The sequence below is a fragment of the Cellvibrio sp. UBA7671 genome (assembly GCA_002483145.1).
GTDB lineage: Bacteria > Pseudomonadota > Gammaproteobacteria > Pseudomonadales > Cellvibrionaceae > Cellvibrio > Cellvibrio fibrivorans.
Map to the genome: position 1 here is coordinate 26,229 of DLHJ01000015.1, position 17,849 is coordinate 44,077.

The window sequence follows — 17,849 nt, forward strand, 5'->3', positions numbered from 1 at the left end:
ATGTTGTGGCGGGTGGAGGGAAATTTGTTTTTTAACAGAGCTTGTGCAACTAAATTTAATCGCGTTATATTTTGCGTCCTGATGCGGTTCGGACAATTTTACGGAAGAATCATAAGTTTCAGGCAACATTCAAAGGAATAAGGAATTTATTATGAAATTAGTTGCAAGTTTCTTGGTGGCCGCGTTGAGCGTGCCTGTCTCTGCGGGGCTTATCCGTCACGATACTCCCGATTCCTGGTATACCGGCTTTGCAGGTGATCCTGCCTTCAGCGGGGTGGGGCTGATTATTGGTGATACAGCTAATTCACCATACTCCTGCAGTGGAACCGTAATCAGCAAAAACTGGGTGCTTACAGCCGGCCATTGTGTCAATCAAGCGCAGGCCATGTCTTTTTATTTGCAAGATGATACCGGTTGGCGCTTTTACGAAGCCGATTCCTGGGTCGCGCATGAAAGCTATAGCGATGCCAATTTATTCGCCGGTTGGGATATCGGCCTGATGCATTTTGAAACCGATTTTGATGTGGCGCCAGCACAGCTCTATAACGGCAGCAATGAGCGGTTTAGTTTATCGGCCAGTGCGGGCTTTGGTTACACCGGCACTGGTGAAACCGGTATGCAATTCATCGATTATCAGCGTCGTGCGGGCACCAATATTGTCGATTATCTCTGGTCAGAAGAAGGCAGCGGTGAGCAAATCCTCTGGTCTGACTTCGATCATCCCACCGATGCAACCTATAACGCCTTTGATTTTTTAGGCGTGGATTTTGATGATCTGGCAACGATGCTGGAAATCATGATTGCACCGGGCGACTCGGGTGGCGGCGTCTTTGTTCAAGAAAATGGCCAAACCTATTTGGCTGGTGTGCATTCGTTTATTAGCGACTTTAGCAATAATGGTATGTTCGGTTACGGCGACGCCTATGGCTCAACGCGGGTAAGCGGTTTTATCGAATGGATCAATGGCAAGATTGCCGCTCATGAGGTGCCAGAATCCGGTAGTGGCCTGCTTGTTTTGATCGGCTTGCTTGGCTTGTTGGCGCAGCGAATGCGCAAACAAGGCTAAGTACTGTTGCGTTACTGTCCTCATAAAGCCACTTTCACGAGTGGCTTTTTTATTGCTGGGTGTAGCGTTTTGCACACGCTGTACGTAAAAAGGGGGTTGATGTAGTATCACCCCCTATTGCAACCAAAGCTAAAACAACAATTACAACAAAAATGGACCACCGCGAGGGTCAACGAGTTGAAAGACGATAAACCTACATCCTTTGATATTGCATTCCGCGCCGGCGTGTCCCAGTCCACGGTTTCGCGCGCTCTACGCAATAGCCCTTTGGTCAATGAAGAAACCCGTCTAAAGGTTCAGCAAATTGCGCGTGAACTCAATTACAAAGTGGATAAAAACGCGAGCAGCTTGCGCTCTCAACAGACTAAAACGATTGCGCTTTTATTGTGCGAAGATCAGGGCACAGGTACATCATTAATCAATCCTTTTTTTCTATCTATGCTTGGTAGTATCACTCGCGCGACAGCCAAGCGCGGCTTTGATTTATTGATTTCCTTTCAACAATTCAGTGAAGACTGGCATGCTGACTATGAGGATGCCAATCGTGCCGATGGTATTATCTTTTTGGGTTATGGCGATTACGAAACCTTCGTTAAAAAACTAACTTACCTCACAGAAGTGGGTGCGCACTTTATTACCTGGGGGCCAGTGCTGGAAGGTCAGCCAGGTGTGTCGATTGGCTGTGATAATTTCAATAGTGCCTACAACGCGGCAAAACATTTGTTATCGCTCGGGCGAAAAAATATCGCTTTCCTCGGCGATGTATCCGAGCACAGCCCGGAATTTGCCGATCGCTATCACGGCTTCTGCAAAGCGCTGAAAGAGGCGGGCATTGAAGTAAATCCCAAGCTGCAAGTTGCTGCAGAAACTTCTGAAGAAGAAGGTTACAAAGCTACGCTAAGTTTGCTGCAGCGTCGCTTGCCCTTTGATGCAATTTTTGGCGCGAGCGATTTAATTGCAATCGGCGCAATGAAAGCGTTGGAAGAGGCAGGAATGCACATCCCGAATGATGTCGCCGTGATGGGCTTTGACGATATTCCAATGGCTTCCTATACCCATCCTCCACTATCAACCGTACAACAAGACACGCTGCTCGCCGGTGAATTGTTGGTAGAAAATCTATTGCTGCTGGTTGATGGCGAAAGACCAGATTCGATGTTGTTGCCGGCGAAGTTAATTGTGCGTGGATCTTGCGGGGCAAAGCCGGTTAAATAAACTGGGGGGATGCTGTAGTGAATATCAAATCGCACAGGTGGCATGATTGGCTGTTTGCTATAGCGATTTTAATTTGTATAAAAGTTTTGGTGCATTTTGGTGTTGATAAGTATGACATCTATAGAGTCATATTTTTCTGCGGCATCAGTATTTTTATTACTGGGTTACTGTACTTTCTAATAAGATTTAAGTTGTCAGAAAAAAGACTCAAGAAAAGTAATACCAGGGTCGGAGAAGGATTAAAGAAGCTTGAGCGTATTACAAAAGAATAAATTTTTATTGTATTGCTTTTTGTAATATAGAACCGGGTATGGTTCCATATTACAAAAAGATTAATTTTTTAATGACTTTGGACTGCTAGTTCGCTTTGCTCGTTAGACTCTTTCACAAAATACACCGAAATCGCGCCCAGAACCATACACACACCGGCGAGTACTAAAATATAAATCGCCTCGTTGTTAAATACATATTTCAAAATTTGCCCTGCTACCAAACCCGATACAATTTGCGGTGCGGCAATGGTGAAATTAAAAATCCCCATATACACACCGGTTTTATCGGCTGGTAAAGAGCCTGCAAGAATCGCGTAGGGCATGGCGAGAATGGCGGCCCAGGCGATGCCGACGCCGATCATGGGGATTAATAAATCCAGTGCGCCCCGGGGGACATCAACCTCGGTTAACCACAAATTCACATGCACTACTTCAGCGTTTTGGAATAATAAAAAACTCATGTAACCCAAGCCGCCTGCAAGCAGCGACAGCGAATAGGTGAGCTTGCGGCCAATACGGTTGGCGATGCGCGTAAGCACAATCGAAAATAGTGCGGCGAATAATGAATAGGCGGCAAAAATAATTCCCACCCAATCGCCTGCTGCGCCTTTGGCTGCGGCAATTTCTGGTGGGATTACATCGAGCGAATGCAAATAATCTGCGTCAAACCATTTGGCTTCTATGCCCCAAATATATTGGGTGATGGCGGGTGTGGTGTAGACCCACATAATAAATAATGAAAACCAGGAGAAAAATTGCACCACGGCAAGTTGACGCATAGTTTTTGGCATATTGATAAATAATTGCCAGAAGTTGGCGAGGCGTGTTCCCAGCGATGGTTTAACACTTGGCACCGCGGCTGCGGTTAAGCCTTTGTAGCGGTTGTAATCGGCCGGTGCATATTCTTTGGTGCGAATAACTGTCCAGAGTACAGTGAGAAATAATGCGCTGGCGCCGATATAAAACGCCCAGGTAACCGTAGGAGCGACTTCGCCTTTGGGGGCAGTATTTTCCAGCCCGATAATATTGGTGAGCACAAACGGCAGTATAGAGCCGATTACCGCGCCGATATTAATCAGCAGTGCCTGAATGGAGTAGCCGAGTGTGCGCTGCTCATTGGGTACCATATCCGCAACCAACGCGCGGAAGGGTTGCATGGTCACATTAAATGCGCCGTCCATTAACGCCAGCATCAGTCCACCAAATAACATGGGAGTGATGAATGCAACAAAGAGCGATGCGTTGGGCATTAATAACATGCCGGTTGCGGCAGCAATTGCGCCGCCGAGAATGTAAGGGCGACGACGGCCAACACGGTTCCAGGTGCGATCCGAGGCGGCGCCGACGATTGGCTGCACTAACAAACCCATAATCGGTGCGGCGAGCCAAAAGAGTGAGAGCGAATGCAAATCTGCACCGAGATCGGAGAGCACGCGGCTGACGTTGGCGTTTTGCAATGCAAATCCGAGTTGCACCCCTAAGAAGCCGAAACTGACGTTCCAGACTTGCCAGAAGGGAAGGGTTGGTTGTTTCATCGTGTAGTGCCTTTGTTAGTCTTGATATTGTTGTTATTGCTGATATTTATTTTTCTGTTTGGAGATTTTTTTAAACGCAAATCCCGTTTCCAAAAATATTGAAAACGGGATTCTCGTTTTATTGCGCCGTATGGCGTGTGAAATGAATTACTTCACATAGCGCGCTTCAGTGCTCGTATTTCTGTCCCAGACTTTGCCATCGCTGTAGCTGCGCAATAATTTCACGTATTCCGCGTGGGTCCAGGCAAGTGGTGTTGCACCGTTGGTACCTTCGCCGATTTGATAATTATAGGTGGCATTACTGCCGACACCATCCCAAACTTGCTCAGGTAACATCATGCCTTGGTTGGCAAACAGTTCCATGGCTTTTACATAGGTGTTGCGCAGTTTTTCTATATCGGAGCCACCTTTGGTTTTTGCCAATTGCAATTCATAGTGACCGCGTTCCCCGGTAAAAATTGGCCATACACGTCCGCGCCCTTGGCTGGAGTTATTAGCTTCCATATAGCCCAAGCCGGTTGCCATATCTTCACCGTAGCCATCGATACCGTAACGGCGCCAGCCGGGAAAACTGCCTTCAACGCCGGGGAAGGTAAATTCGTATTTGGTGCGCAATAAATCCGGCAGTTTTACGTTGTCATATTCAGGCAAGGTTTCGAGAATTTTTGCATCGTTTGCGGCGCGCACACCATAGCGCACCAATTCCAAAAATCCGCCATCGATGACTTGCGATTTATCGGCAATGACTTGTGCGTTACTGGTACCCAGCGCTGAGTGATCATTTGGGTCTTCATTGGCGTTAATGCGCAGATAATAACTGCCATTGCCTTGTTCACCTGTGAGCGAACCTGCGGTAGTGTAAGTGCGGGCTTCCAGGTCGCTGGCATATTTATCGGCGGCGGCGAAATATTTTGTTGCGCCTTCAGTATCACCTGCCTGTGTTGCTATGTCGCCCGCAGAAACCAGGCCGGCAATAACAGCGGCAATAGTGGAGGGCGAATAACCCTGCTGTTCTTCCCAGCGTTCTTGTTGCGTGTAGGGCGGTTTGATGGTGGTGTCATTCCACATAATTTTGACGGCACCGCCATTCACCAAAAAATCCGCCGCAGGTTTCAGCATTTTTTGATACCAGCTGGAAATATCCGCATCGCTGAAAATGCCCTCTTTCCATAAGCGCCAGCCGAGCATAATGGGCATACCGGTTTGGTCGAGTTGCACACCTACCCATTCCGGCTCGCCATCCACGTGAGTTTTTTGCAAAAACCAACCGGGTGTACCGCTATAACCGGCAATTTTTTCGCTCGCTTGCACTTGTTGTAAATACTCAAAGGCAATGCGCGGTGATTGGGTGTCGCCCAGTGCGAGCATCGCCATGGCGACTTGATAAAAATCGCGCGGCCATACGGCTTTATAGCCCGTTGCCGATTTTTCTGCGGGTTTGGTGTCGCCCCAAGGGTTGGAAAGTGATGCTATAAATGCGCCGGCGTGAGTTTTATCTTCTTGTGCTTTTAACACCATGGCGCTGGTGTAAAGTAATTTACCGTTATCCGTTGCGGTGGTGGATAATTTTTCCAGCGCGGGGAGTGATTGTAAAAAATCCTGCCAGCCAATCGCAGCGCCCTCGCCGTTGTAATGCGCGAGTACTTTGTCATAGCCGGTGGCGAGGGTTTTCTCTGCAGCGGCGGTACTTTCTGTTGGGCTTTTACCAAAACCCAACACCAAATCCCACTGCGCGTTTTCACCATTTTTTACGGCAGGCATTTGCAATGTAAAGGCGACATTGCCTTTGTCTGCACCAGTCGTCGAATAGGTTTTGGTGAGCTCACCCGTTTGTTTTACTTCGCTAATACCATCGGAAATTCCCTCAAAACCTACTGCGCTTTGCACTGCTGCTACACTGGTTTTTAATGACATGCTGCTATTGCCATCGGTTGCGGTCCACACACCGTCGCTGAAATTGGCGCTGTCATTACTGCCGGTATTGGCGATGGCAGGATTCACATAAATGTAAGGGATTATGCCATCGGTAAATGCGCGGAAAACAACGCGCATCATTAAGCTTTGTGAATCGGGATCAGTAAAAATATGTTTTTCAATTTCATATTTTCCGTCTTTATCTTTATTCACGATTTTGTAGGCGAGGGATTGCGGGCGGCCCTGCGCATCGGTTTTTAAATATTCAATGGTTGAAATAGTGTCTTTCTTTTCTTCATCGAGAAACGTATCGCCCTTAATAAAAAATTGCAGCTCCTGCAATTGCGCTTCGTGAATCAATCCATACATGGTTTCGGTAAGGACACCCTGCGCAACAGAAAACCAGACTTTTGAAATGGCGCCACTTGCGCCCGAGTCACTGTAAGCGCCATTGGTATATTGTTCAAAGGAAGTGCCAATACCGGTCTTGCCAGCATAAGCCCATACCGATGGGGCGCCAGGTGCGCCAGGTGCGACTGAATCGGCGGGAGCACTTGAGATTGTCGATGAGTGATCTGAACAGGCGGATAACAACAGGCTGCTGATAATCAGCGTTAATAGATTTTTTTTCATGACAAGTCTCTCGTGTTTTATGCCGGTGGTGGGTGTTAAGTGACAGCTAGTTGAGTTATTTATGTTGTTAACTTATTTGTCATGGCTGTTTGTACGACGATGTAGCGCATTGATATAAGCGCTAACCGTCATAGCAGAAATGACTATTTCGTCACCTTAGGCCTTGACTAGAATCAACTCAAGTGCGTGCATACGTATTCAGCCTGCATACGTATGCAGGAAAGACTAGTTCAGGTTTTTTCAGTCTGCGTGAATAATTGGTGGTTTATGAATACGTATTCTATGGTTTTTGCAATGCAAAAAACTGGCTTGGCGACTTGCATACGTATGTAGTCACTTGGCGAAAAAATATTGCTCGCGTATGTTGTTTCTATGTAAGTTACTACGCAATACGAACACCGCTGTTCTTGTGTTAGTTCCTGTAGTTGTTTCTATAGTGGCTCCGGTGTTCATGAGATCAATAACAAGAGATTCAATCAAATGACAACAACTCCCTGGTGGCGCGGTGCGGTGGTATATCAGGTATATCCACGCAGTATGATGGACGCCAACAATGACGGCATAGGCGATATCCCCGGCATCATCAGCAAACTCGACTACATCGCGAGCCTTGGGGTGGATGCGATCTGGGTGTCACCTTTTTTTAAATCGCCGATGAAAGATTTTGGTTACGACATCAGCGATTACCGCGATATAGATCCAATTTTTGGCACGCTTGCCGACTTTGATGAATTGATTGCTAAAGCGCATGCGCGCGGTATTAAAATTATTATCGACCAAGTGTTGAGCCACACCTCTGACCAGCACGCCTGGTTTTTGGAGAGCCGCGAATCACGCGACAATCCAAAATCTGACTGGTATGTATGGGTTGATCCCAATCCCGATGGCACACCGCCGAATAACTGGCTGTCCATTTTTGGCGGCTCAGCCTGGGAATGGGAGCCGCGTCGCTGCCAATATTTTTTACACAATTTTTTAAAATCCCAACCGGATGTGAATTTCCACTGCGCCGCTGTGCGCCAACAAATATTGGATGAAGTGGAATTCTGGTTAAAGCGCGGTGTGGATGGCCTGCGTCTGGACGCAATTAATTTCTGTTTCCACGATAAAGAATTGCGCTCCAACCCGGTAAAACCCGAGGATGAACGCAAAGGGCGTGGTTTCTCATTGGATAACCCCTACGCCTTCCAAAAACATATTTATGACAATACCCGCCCGGAAAATATTGCGTTTTTGGAAAGTTTGCGTGCCTTGATGGATCGCTACCCAGGCACAGTGACACTCGGTGAAATTTCTGCCGACGACTCGCTCAAAACTATGGCGGAATACACTGCCGGTAATTCGCGTTTGCACATGGCGTATAGTTTTGAATTGTTAGTGGATAAATTATCTGGCTCCTATATTCGCGAAACTGTGGAGACGCTGGAGAAAAATTTATCGGAAGGCTGGCCTTGCTGGGCGATTGGCAACCACGATGTGCGCCGTTTTATGTCGCGCTGGGGCGGAAAAGAACAGTCACCGCAATTAGCTAAAACACTCAATGCACTTTTATTATCACTGCGCGGCAGTGTGTGCAGTTATCAAGGTGAAGAATTGGGTTTAACCGAAGCGGAAATTGCACAGCATGAATTGCAAGATCCCTACGGCATTACCTTCTGGCCGCGTTTTAAAGGTCGCGATGGCTGCCGTACACCTATGCCATGGAATCACACAGAAACGCATGCCGGTTTTTCGCAAGCACAAACCTGGCTGCCAATTCCCGCTGCACACAAAGAGCGTGCAGTTAGCCTGCAGGAAGATGATAAGAGTTCAATACTGAATGCGTATCGGACCTTTATGCACTGGCGTAAACAACAACCCTGTTTGCGTTTAGGCGACATTCAGTTCGTTGCGGCAGCGGAGGATTATTTGGTATTTACCCGCAGTTTTGGTAACGAAAAATTGCTTTGTGCATTTAACTTTTCCGCGAATGTACAAACTATTTCACTCGATGGCAGCTACCATTTGGAAAAAATGGAAGGTCACGGTTGCCATTCAGTGGTTACCCAAAGTAACAATTTGTTAGTGCCGGGCTATGCCACAGTAATTTCCCGCGTGGTCTAGTGTTTGTTTTGTCTTTAGTTGTTCTCCTTGTCGTTAGTCTCGCTTGATAGAGGGCTTTATGCCCTCTTTTTTTATTTTCCATTTCAGTTTTTTCGTTCAGCTTCGTTATTGCTATCTGCACTTTAAACATTTTTGTTTATTTGATTTTCGTTTTTGAATCGTTGGATTGAAAAAATTAATCAACTAGGCTTATGCGGGAGGCAGGGAAATAAAGAATCACTGCAGAGTGAAAAGTAAATGCATACGTATGCTGTGTTTTGAATACGTATGCATTCTATTGTGAGAGGTACTCCCTAAGGCCTACTATCATTTTAGCGACAGAACCCTCTGTACAGCGTATAGATAAGTTGTTGTACGCATAATGTTAAAAATAAAAGATAGCTTCGCGGAGAGAAAATCATGAAGAAACACAAGTTTAACCACATGCTGGCATTAGCGACCACTATGGCGCTGGTGTCTGGCTCGCAGACGGTGTATGCGCAGCAAGCAGCGGCAGAAGTGGAAGAAATTACCGTTACCGGTTATCGTGCCACTGTATTAAATTCTATTGATACCAAGCGCCAATCTGACGTAGTTGCTGACGTTGTTGATGCATCCGCGGTGGGTTCATTGCCACAAGTATCGATTGCTGACGCCTTGGGCCGTATCCCTGGTGTAACTACCGTGCGCGATTCCGGTCAATCATCGCAATTGAATATTCGCGGTATGAATGGCGACTTTATTCAAACTACATTGAATGGCCGCGAGCAAGCGACTACCAGTTCTTACACTGAAAGCTTGCGTTGGATGTCATTCGACCAATATCCCGCTGAATTAATTAGTCAGGCGGCGGTATATAAATCACCTAAAGCATCGCACATTGAAGGCGGTGTTGCGGCAGTTGTTGAACTCAAAACCGTTAACCCTTTGCAAGCAGCGAAAGAGCATAACTTTAATGCCGGCGTACGTTTGTCGCATAACGATGATGCGACTGGCGATACCGGTGGTGAGCGCTACAGCCTCTCTTACCAAGGCAAATTTTTGGATGACACTTTCGGTGTAGCTCTGGGTTATTCCAGCCTGACGCAACCGAACAACTTTGACGGTTCGCGCGCCGCAGCCGATGGCCAGATTGGTTATGCTTCTGCCAATTCTGATTTTGCCCGCGCTTATCAATTCCAAACCGGTTACGGCGATGACCAGCGCGATGCATTTATGCTGACCGCTGTGTTCCAACCAAACGATTTTTTCAAAGCGCAATTGGATTATTTTAAATCCGAATTTGAATCCGAAGATAAACGCCACGGTGTGACCGTAGGTGGTTTGTCGAATGCCACTGCCACCAATGGTGTGATCAGTATTGGTAATCCGAAAACCACCGGTGATTCTTCCCCCTGGATTGAAGCACGTACCGAAGACCAATCCACCAATGCTGATTCAGACAGCCTGGGCTTGAATCTGGAATTTAATCTTACCGATACCACCACGCTCACACTGGATTACACCGACAGCAAAGGCGATAAAACGCGTAAAGATCGTTTGGCGTCCATGCACGCCTATCAATTCGGTACCGCCACTGGCAACTTGAATGGTGCAAGCGTGACGGGTGCAACTTGGGAAGAGTTGGCTGGCCAAACTATTTCCATCACCGAGAACGGTGAAAAAACGCCGACGATTTCATTCAACAATCCTGACTTGCTGACCAGTTCCAATATGCGTTTGTCGCGCTACGAAGAATATCCACATGTTTACACCGACGAAGTGGAAAGTTTCAAAGCCGACCTGAAACAAGAACTGGAAATGCCGTTGATCAAATCTGTCGAAGCAGGCGTGCGTGTTTCCGAGCGTGTGTTTGATTCACGTCGCGGTACCTTCCTTTACGGTGCGCGCGATGGTCAATTCCGTTATGTCGATGGCAATGGCAACTGGCAATCTTACTGCGCTGACAATATCACCGAACCTTTCCTCGAGTGTCAGCCACAAGAAATTGATGGCTTTGTTTCTGTAGGTTCAGTTGATGGTGCACCAGATCACTTCGTTGTGAACATGCAAGGCTTGGCCGATGATCTTTTTGGCCCGGGTAATTATCAAGGTAAGCAAATATTCAGTCGCGATTGGACGTTTGTAGAGTCAGGTGCACTGGAAGAAAAAACCGATGCATTCTACTTAATGGCGAATTTGGAAACCGCATTGGGCAGCGTTCCAGTGACCGGTAATATCGGTGTGCGTTATGTGAAATCCGATGTGAAATCCAAAGGTGTACAAAACGTCGGCGCTGGTAATGGCGAGCCAATTACCGATGATGTTGGTGTTACCCAAACCAACTACAAATACGTTGAGTACGGTCCTGAGTTTAGCGATACCCTGCCAAGCTTGAACCTGAACTTTGAATTGAGCGATAACGATGTGTTGCGTTTTGCGGCGGCAAAAGTAATGGGCCGTCCTCCTGCTGGTCAATTAAAAGGTGGCGCAGGTTCCTGGAACGGTGGTGATCGCGGCGGCAACCAATACAACGTGTGGACCAAAGGATCTCCATATCTGGATCCATTCCGCGCTAACCAACTTGATTTGTCTTACGAGCATTATTTTGACAATGGCGGTGCAGTGACCGTTGCGGGCTTCTGGAAAGATATCGAAAGTCTGGTAGAAAATATTTCCTACAATCCAGCCATTCAACGCGACAGCAATGGCAACCCGGTGTTGGATGGAAATGGCCAGGTAGTTGTTACTGAAGACACTCTGCCAATCTTCCAGGCAAATGGCTTGGAAATTCCAGCGGGCATGGTTGCAGGTACTTACCAGACTGCGGTGAACAACGAGAAGGGCGGTTATATTCGCGGTTTGGAATTAGCCGGTACTTATACCTTTGACACATTGCCGGGTATTTTTTCTGGCTTAGGCACAACCGCAAGCTATTCTTTCACTCAAAGTGAAATGGAAATTACCGGTGGCTCGCTGTTTACCGACAAGCTGTCATTACCTGGTCTTTCAGAGAATGTGTGGTCGGTAACTGCATTCTGGGATATCGGTCAATTCAGCACTAACCTCAACATGCGTTATCGCGATGAGTATGTGTTGAATATGCCTGTACCCGGCAGCTCCACACCAGTGCTCGGCCAAGCCTACACCACTATGGATTATCAAGCGTCCTACGCGTTCGACAATGGTGTAGATGTGGTGTTTGAAATCACTAACCTGACGGATGAACCAGTGGTGTTGTCCTACGGCCAGGAAGGTCGTTTGGGCGAGTACAAAACCTTTGGTCGTCAGTACTATGTTGGTGTGAACTACAAGTTCTAACAGTCTGCAGTAACACTGGGAATTCCCAGCGGCAATCAGGAACCGCCCGTCGAGCCCACTTGACGGGCGGTTTTTTACTAAATGGCAGTGATGGATAGGTGTTGTTATGAATGGCAAACGTGTGTTGATTTTGGGTGGCGGTACGGCGGGTTGGATTACGGCGAATCTAATGGCGACCCATTGGCAAGACAAAGGCTTTGACATTACGCTGGTGGAATCACCCGACATTGGCATCATCGGTGTGGGCGAAGGTTCAACTCCACCGTTAAAACATTTTATGGATGTGATTGGTATTGATGAGCAAGAGTGGATGGCCGAATGCAAAGCCACATACAAAACCGGCATCACCTTTAAAGACTGGTCAATCAAACCGGGATTCACCGACTATTTTCATCCATTTTTATCGCAGCCCGATCAATTCAGCGCACCGGCTTTTTTTCACAACAGTCATTTGCGTCGCAATGGCGTAGATCTGGAAGGTCATCCCAATCACTTTTTTTTAGCCACTGAATTGGCGCGGCAAAAATTAGCACCTATCGCACCGCCCAATTTTCCGTTTGAAATTAATTACGGCTACCACTTTGATTCCTCGCTGCTGGGAAAATTTTTAGCCAGAGTCGCGGCGCGCAAAGGCGTGAAATATATTCAAGCGACCTTGCAAGAAGTGGTGTTGGCCGATGATGGCAGTATTGGTTCGCTTAAGATGCGCGATGGACAACAGCTGCATGCCGATATTTATGTGGACTGCACCGGCTTTAACAGCGAGTTGTTGCAAAAAGCACTCAAGGTACCTTTTATCAGTTGTGCTGATACCTTGTTTAATGATTCAGCCGTAGTATTCCCAACGCCCCAACAAGAGCAGATTGAAGTACAAACAATGGCGACTGCGTTGAAATACGGTTGGGCATGGAAAATTCCACTCACACACCGCAATGGTAACGGTTATGTCTACAGTTCACGCTTTTGCGACAAAGACAAAGCCGAAACTGAATTTCGTGCGCATTTGAATTTATTGGATGCCGATGTAGAGGCGCGGCACCTGAAATTCAAAGTGGGGCGTGTAGCGGAGCAATGGCATAAAAACTGTTTAGCCGTTGGCTTGGCGCAGGGTTTTATTGAGCCACTTGAAGCAACTGCATTGGATATGGTGCAAGAAACCGTTGCGCGTTTTATTGAAGCCTACAACAACGGCAATTACAGCGACCAATATCGTCAGGAATTTAATAATCGTATTAATTTACGCTTTGATGCAGTGCGCGACTACATTGTTTGTCACTACCGGATTTCATCGCGGGTAGATACGGATTACTGGATTGAAAATGGTCGCAATGAAAAAATTTCCAATTCCCTGCGTTCCATTTTGACGAGTTGGATGCAAGGTAAAAATATTACCGATGAGCTGGAGCGCCAAAAGCTCGATGCCTATTTCCCCAATGTATCCTGGAGCTGCCTGTTAGCGGGCAAAGGTATTTATCCAACCCAGGCGCAATTAAAACCGGGCAACGAATTGGCGCACCAATACGATCTGAACAATATTCATCGCTATATCCAGGGTTGCGCACTCAATTTCAAACCGCATATGGAGCAGTTGGCCATGCTGGAAAAGGCAGCGATGAAAGCTGCATGATCACGTGAGATAAAAAAGCGTGAATATAATAATTAAGGAACATTTCCCCATGCATAAAGCTTATCCATTTGGATTGCTGGTTCTACTTTTCACACTGCTACTTCCCTGCGGTGTATTGGCAGACAGCAGCGTCGTAGAAGAAAATCGCCATGCGATAAAACATCTCGAACCTGCCAATTGGTGGGTGGGTATGAACTACCATCAGGTAGAGTTGATGGTGCACGGCGATAATATCAGCGCAACGCAACCGCAGATTAATTATCCCGGCGTGCAGATCCTTTCCGTTGTGAAAACGGATAACCCCAATTATTTATTTGTCACTATCGATATTGCCGCGCATACCAAACCTGGAAAATTTCCCATTGAATTTCAGCATGATGGAAAAACCCAAAGCCGTTTTGAATATGAATTGCTTGCGCGCGAAAAAAATTCTGCGCAGCGACACGGCTTTTCAGCAAAAGATGCCATTTATTTAATTACCCCGGACCGCTTCGCGAATGGTGATACTAAAAACGATGCCGTTGCCGGATTAACCGAGCAGCCAGATCGGACGTTTAAAGGCGGCCGTCACGGTGGTGATATTGCCGGAATTGCGCAACATCTGGATTACATCGCGAATATGGGTTTTACCCAGATATGGCCCAACCCGCTGACTGAAAATAATCAGCCGCAATATTCCTATCACGGATATGCCGCGACCAATTTGTATTTAACCGATGCGCGCTACGGCACCAATGAGGAATTCAAGCGCTTTGTCGCCAAGGCCAAACAAAAAGGTATGGGGGTGATCCAGGACATAGTGCTCAACCACATAGGTTCAAAGCATTGGTGGATGAATGATATGCCCGCAAAAGATTGGCTGAATTTTCCCGCTGAGTTTATTGCCACCAATCATCGCCGTACTACAGTGCAAGACCCCTACGCTGACCCTCAGGATAAAGAATTATTTGTCAGTGGTTGGTTTGTGAAGTCTATGCCTGATCTAAACCAGCGCAATCCACAGCTGGCGAATTATTTAATCCAGAATAGTTTGTGGTGGATTGAATACGCAGGTTTGAGCGGCATCCGCGAAGATACTTACGGTTATGCCGATGAACAATTTTTATCGCGCTGGGCAAAAGCGATTATGGATGAATATCCCAATTTTAATATTGTCGGTGAAGAGTGGAGCACCAACCCGGCAGTCGTTGCCCACTGGCAGCGCGGAAAAGAAAATAAAAGCGGCCATATATCTTATATGCCGAGTGTAATGGATTTTCCAATCCACGAAACTCTACGTCAGGTACTACTGGAAGATGAGTCTTGGGATAAGGGTTTTGTTCGGCTGTATGAAATGCTTGCCAACGATTTTGTGTATGCCGATCCGTTTAATCTGGTTGTCTTTCCTGAAAATCACGATACCTCACGCATCTACTCTGTATTAAATGAAGATCTCGACCTGTTCAAAATGGCAATGGTGTATACCGCAACCATGCGTGGGATCCCGCAATTTTATTATGGTTCGGAAGTGTTGCTGACCAGCCCTAAAGAACGCGATGACGGTGCCGTGCGCGCGGATATGCCGGGTGGTTGGAAAGGCGATACCAAAAATGCATTTACCGGTTCAGGATTAACTGCCAAAGAAAAAGAAAGTCAGCAGTTTATAAAAACACTGCTGAATTGGCGAAAAAATGCCGATGTTATCCATCGCGGTAAGTTGCGCCACTATGCGCCGGAAAATGGCGTTTATGTATATGTCCGCTATCTGGATGATAAAGCAGTAATGGTATTGCTCAATAAAAATAAGCAAGCGGTAACACATCCTTTACTCGCCTATCGTGAATTTCTGGATGGCAAGAAAAAAGCAGTTGATGTGCTCAATAAGCGCGAGGTGGATATTACCAAGCCATTGTCGCTTGCCGCAAAATCATCGCTGATTATTGAGCTGCAATAGAATTGTTTTTACAACCCGTGGCGGTCAGCGTGCTGGCCGCTCTTAATTCCTCGTTCCCAAGTTCCGCTTGGGGACGCCCATCACTCCAACGCGTGAATATCAAATGAAAATCTTCTTGTTGGTAACCTTGATGTGCGTGGCTGTCATTGGCTGCACGCAAGTCGATAAAAACAAACATGTAAAATCCACTGCATCCGGGCAAGGTAAACCTGTTGTCTACCAAATCTTTACCCGCCTTTATGGCAACACCAATAGCACCAATAAACCCTGGGGCACCATTGAAGAAAATGGAGTGGGAAAATTTAATGATATCAATGAGGCCGCGCTTAAATCGATTAAAGAATTAGGCGTAACCCATGTGTGGTATACCGGTGTACCACACCATGCGGTGATCCGCGATTACACCGCTTATGGTATTAACAATGACGATCCGGATGTAGTAAAAGGCCGCGCCGGTTCGCCTTACGCAGTAAAAGATTATTACAACGTAAATCCCGACCTTGCCGAGAATCCCGCCAATCGCTTGCAAGAGTTTGAAGCTCTGATTGCGCGCACCCATGCGCAGGGCATGAAAGTGATTATCGATATAGTGCCCAACCATGTGGCGCGTTCTTACCAATCTTTAAGTAAGCCTGCCGGTGTCGAAGATTTTGGTGCACGCGATAATAAACAGGTTGAATATGCGCGCGATAATAATTTTTATTATGTGGCTGGCGAAGATTTTGAAGTGCCAGCACCGCAGAATAATTATCGCCCGCTTGGCGGTGAATCCCATCCACTGAGCGATGGAAAATTTGATGAAAAGCCAGCGAAGTGGACGGGCAATGGCTCGCGTCTCGCTCAGCCGAAATTTGATGACTGGTATGAAACGGTAAAAATTAATTATGGCGTTCGCCCTGATGGCAGCAAAGATTTTCCTGAGTTGCCTGCACGTTATGCGCAACAGGATGTGACTGCCCACGCGCAATTCTGGCAGGGAAAATCGGTGCCGGATTCCTGGATTAAATTCCGCCAGATCGCCGAGTATTGGTTAGCTAAGGGTGTAGATGGTTTTCGCTTTGATATGGCGGAAATGGTACCAGTGGAATTTTGGAGCTATTTAAATTCTTCGATCAAACAAAAGAATCCCAACGCATTTTTATTGGCGGAGGTCTACAACCCGCAGGAATACCGCAATTATATCCGCTTGGGAAAAATGGATTATCTCTACGACAAAGTGGAAATGTACGATAGTTTAAAAGCGATTATGCAAGGTAAAGCTACGACGGATGTGATCGCCAGTGTGCAGGCAGGCATGAGTGACATAGATGAACATATGTTGCACTTTTTGGAAAACCACGACGAGCAGCGCATTGCCAGCCCGGAATTTGCCGGTAGCGCTGAAAAAGCCAAACCGGCGATGGTGGTCTCGGCATTAATCAGCCGCTCGCCTACGATGGTGTATTTTGGTCAAGAAGTGGGGGAGGCGGGTGCACTGGAATCCGGTTTTGGCGATCCATCGCGCACTACCATTTTTGATTACGCGGGTGTGCCGGCGCACCAGCGTTTTATGAATGGCGGAAAATTTGATGGCGGTTTGTTATCGGCTAAAGAAAAAGAGCTGCGCGGGTTTTATCAACAACTATTAAACCTCTCACTGCAGCAGTCCGGTTTTGCGGGTAAATATTTGGAATTGCATACTCACAATCTCGCCCGGGCAAAGGGATATGATGACAAGGTGTTTTCTTTTGCCCGTTGGGATAAGCAACAGCGATGGCTAATTGTCAGCAACTTCAGCGCAATCGAGGCGCGCCAATTTGAGCTGCAGCTGCCTGTAGCACTGATGAAAGCCTGGGGCCTGCAACAGGGCAATTACATGATTGAGTCTCGCTTGGGCAAGCAAGCGAAACAGTTCAGTTTGCAGGTCAAGGGTGCTGCGGCCAGTGTAAGTTTAGGCTTGGCTCCTTTGGAGTCTCTGGTGCTGCAATTAGCGGTTGACTAGCGGGTATTGCAGCGGATAAAAAATTATTTTTTAATAACATTGAATTCATAGCACGATTTTTTTTATCGTTACATCAACTAGCTTTGCTACATTGTTAATACTAATGAATGCGCCTAAGAGCACATCTTGGCGCATTTTTTTTGCTCTCAATAAAAAAGTGTTACTTTTCTTCATGTTTTTTGCTTTTGCATACGTATGCAATTTGCAGAATTCCCCGCCTGATTTTTTGCATACGTATGTAGTTTGCGAATCGATTTTTGCATCCATAGACTAAGCTTTGAGCTAGATATT

Annotated in this window: 9 protein-coding genes; 7 read left to right on the plus strand and 2 right to left on the minus strand. The window is 46.8% G+C overall.

Annotated features, from left to right (window positions below; all coding sequences use genetic code 11):
• The first annotated feature begins 151 nt into the window (after positions 1-151).
• Positions 152-1,066, plus strand: coding sequence for a trypsin-like serine protease (locus B4E62_RS15705; protein WP_331352694.1), 915 nt, complete (start codon positions 152-154; stop codon positions 1,064-1,066).
• A 177-nt stretch (positions 1,067-1,243) separates the two neighbouring features.
• Entirely contained in the window at positions 1,244-2,281 is a 1,038-nt protein-coding gene (locus B4E62_RS15710) for a LacI family DNA-binding transcriptional regulator (protein ID WP_331352695.1), read from the plus strand.
• 340 nt (positions 2,282-2,621) lie between these two features.
• On the opposite strand, the gene B4E62_RS15715 is transcribed toward B4E62_RS15710, so the two are convergent.
• Together B4E62_RS15715 and B4E62_RS15720 are read right to left on the minus strand one after the other, a co-directional pair.
• Positions 2,622-4,088 carry an MFS transporter gene (locus B4E62_RS15715; protein WP_331352696.1) on the minus strand — a complete coding sequence of 489 codons (1,467 nt, stop codon included), beginning with the start codon at positions 4,086-4,088 and terminating at the stop codon, positions 2,622-2,624.
• Between the two features lie 147 nt (positions 4,089-4,235).
• Positions 4,236-6,635, minus strand: a complete 2,400-nt coding sequence (locus B4E62_RS15720; protein WP_331352697.1) for a glucan 1,4-alpha-glucosidase — start codon at positions 6,633-6,635, stop codon at positions 4,236-4,238.
• 480 nt (positions 6,636-7,115) lie between these two features.
• Here B4E62_RS15720 and B4E62_RS15725 point away from each other — a divergent pair, with 480 nt between their 5' ends.
• The 5 genes from B4E62_RS15725 (at position 7,116) to B4E62_RS15745 (ending at position 17,558) form a co-directional block, all read left to right on the plus strand.
• The gene (locus B4E62_RS15725; RefSeq protein WP_331352698.1) at positions 7,116-8,738 is read left to right on the plus strand and encodes an alpha-glucosidase; all 1,623 of its coding nucleotides are present in this window, start codon (positions 7,116-7,118) and stop codon (positions 8,736-8,738) included.
• A gap of 399 nt (positions 8,739-9,137) precedes the next feature.
• Complete coding sequence (locus B4E62_RS15730) at positions 9,138-12,017, plus strand: TonB-dependent receptor (protein ID WP_331352699.1); 2,880 nt, start codon at positions 9,138-9,140, stop codon at positions 12,015-12,017.
• Positions 12,018-12,123: 106 nt separating this feature from the next.
• Positions 12,124-13,644: a tryptophan halogenase family protein gene (locus B4E62_RS15735; protein WP_331352700.1), complete on the plus strand. Its 1,521-nt coding sequence runs from the start codon at positions 12,124-12,126 to the stop codon at positions 13,642-13,644.
• Positions 13,645-13,693: 49 nt separating this feature from the next.
• Positions 13,694-15,577 (plus strand): glycoside hydrolase family 13 protein, encoded by a 1,884-nt coding sequence (locus tag B4E62_RS15740; protein ID WP_331352701.1) that lies wholly within the window; start codon positions 13,694-13,696, stop codon positions 15,575-15,577.
• A gap of 103 nt (positions 15,578-15,680) precedes the next feature.
• Entirely contained in the window at positions 15,681-17,558 is a 1,878-nt protein-coding gene (locus B4E62_RS15745; RefSeq protein ID WP_331352702.1) for an alpha-amylase family glycosyl hydrolase, read from the plus strand.
• Positions 17,559-17,849: the final 291 nt, after the last annotated feature.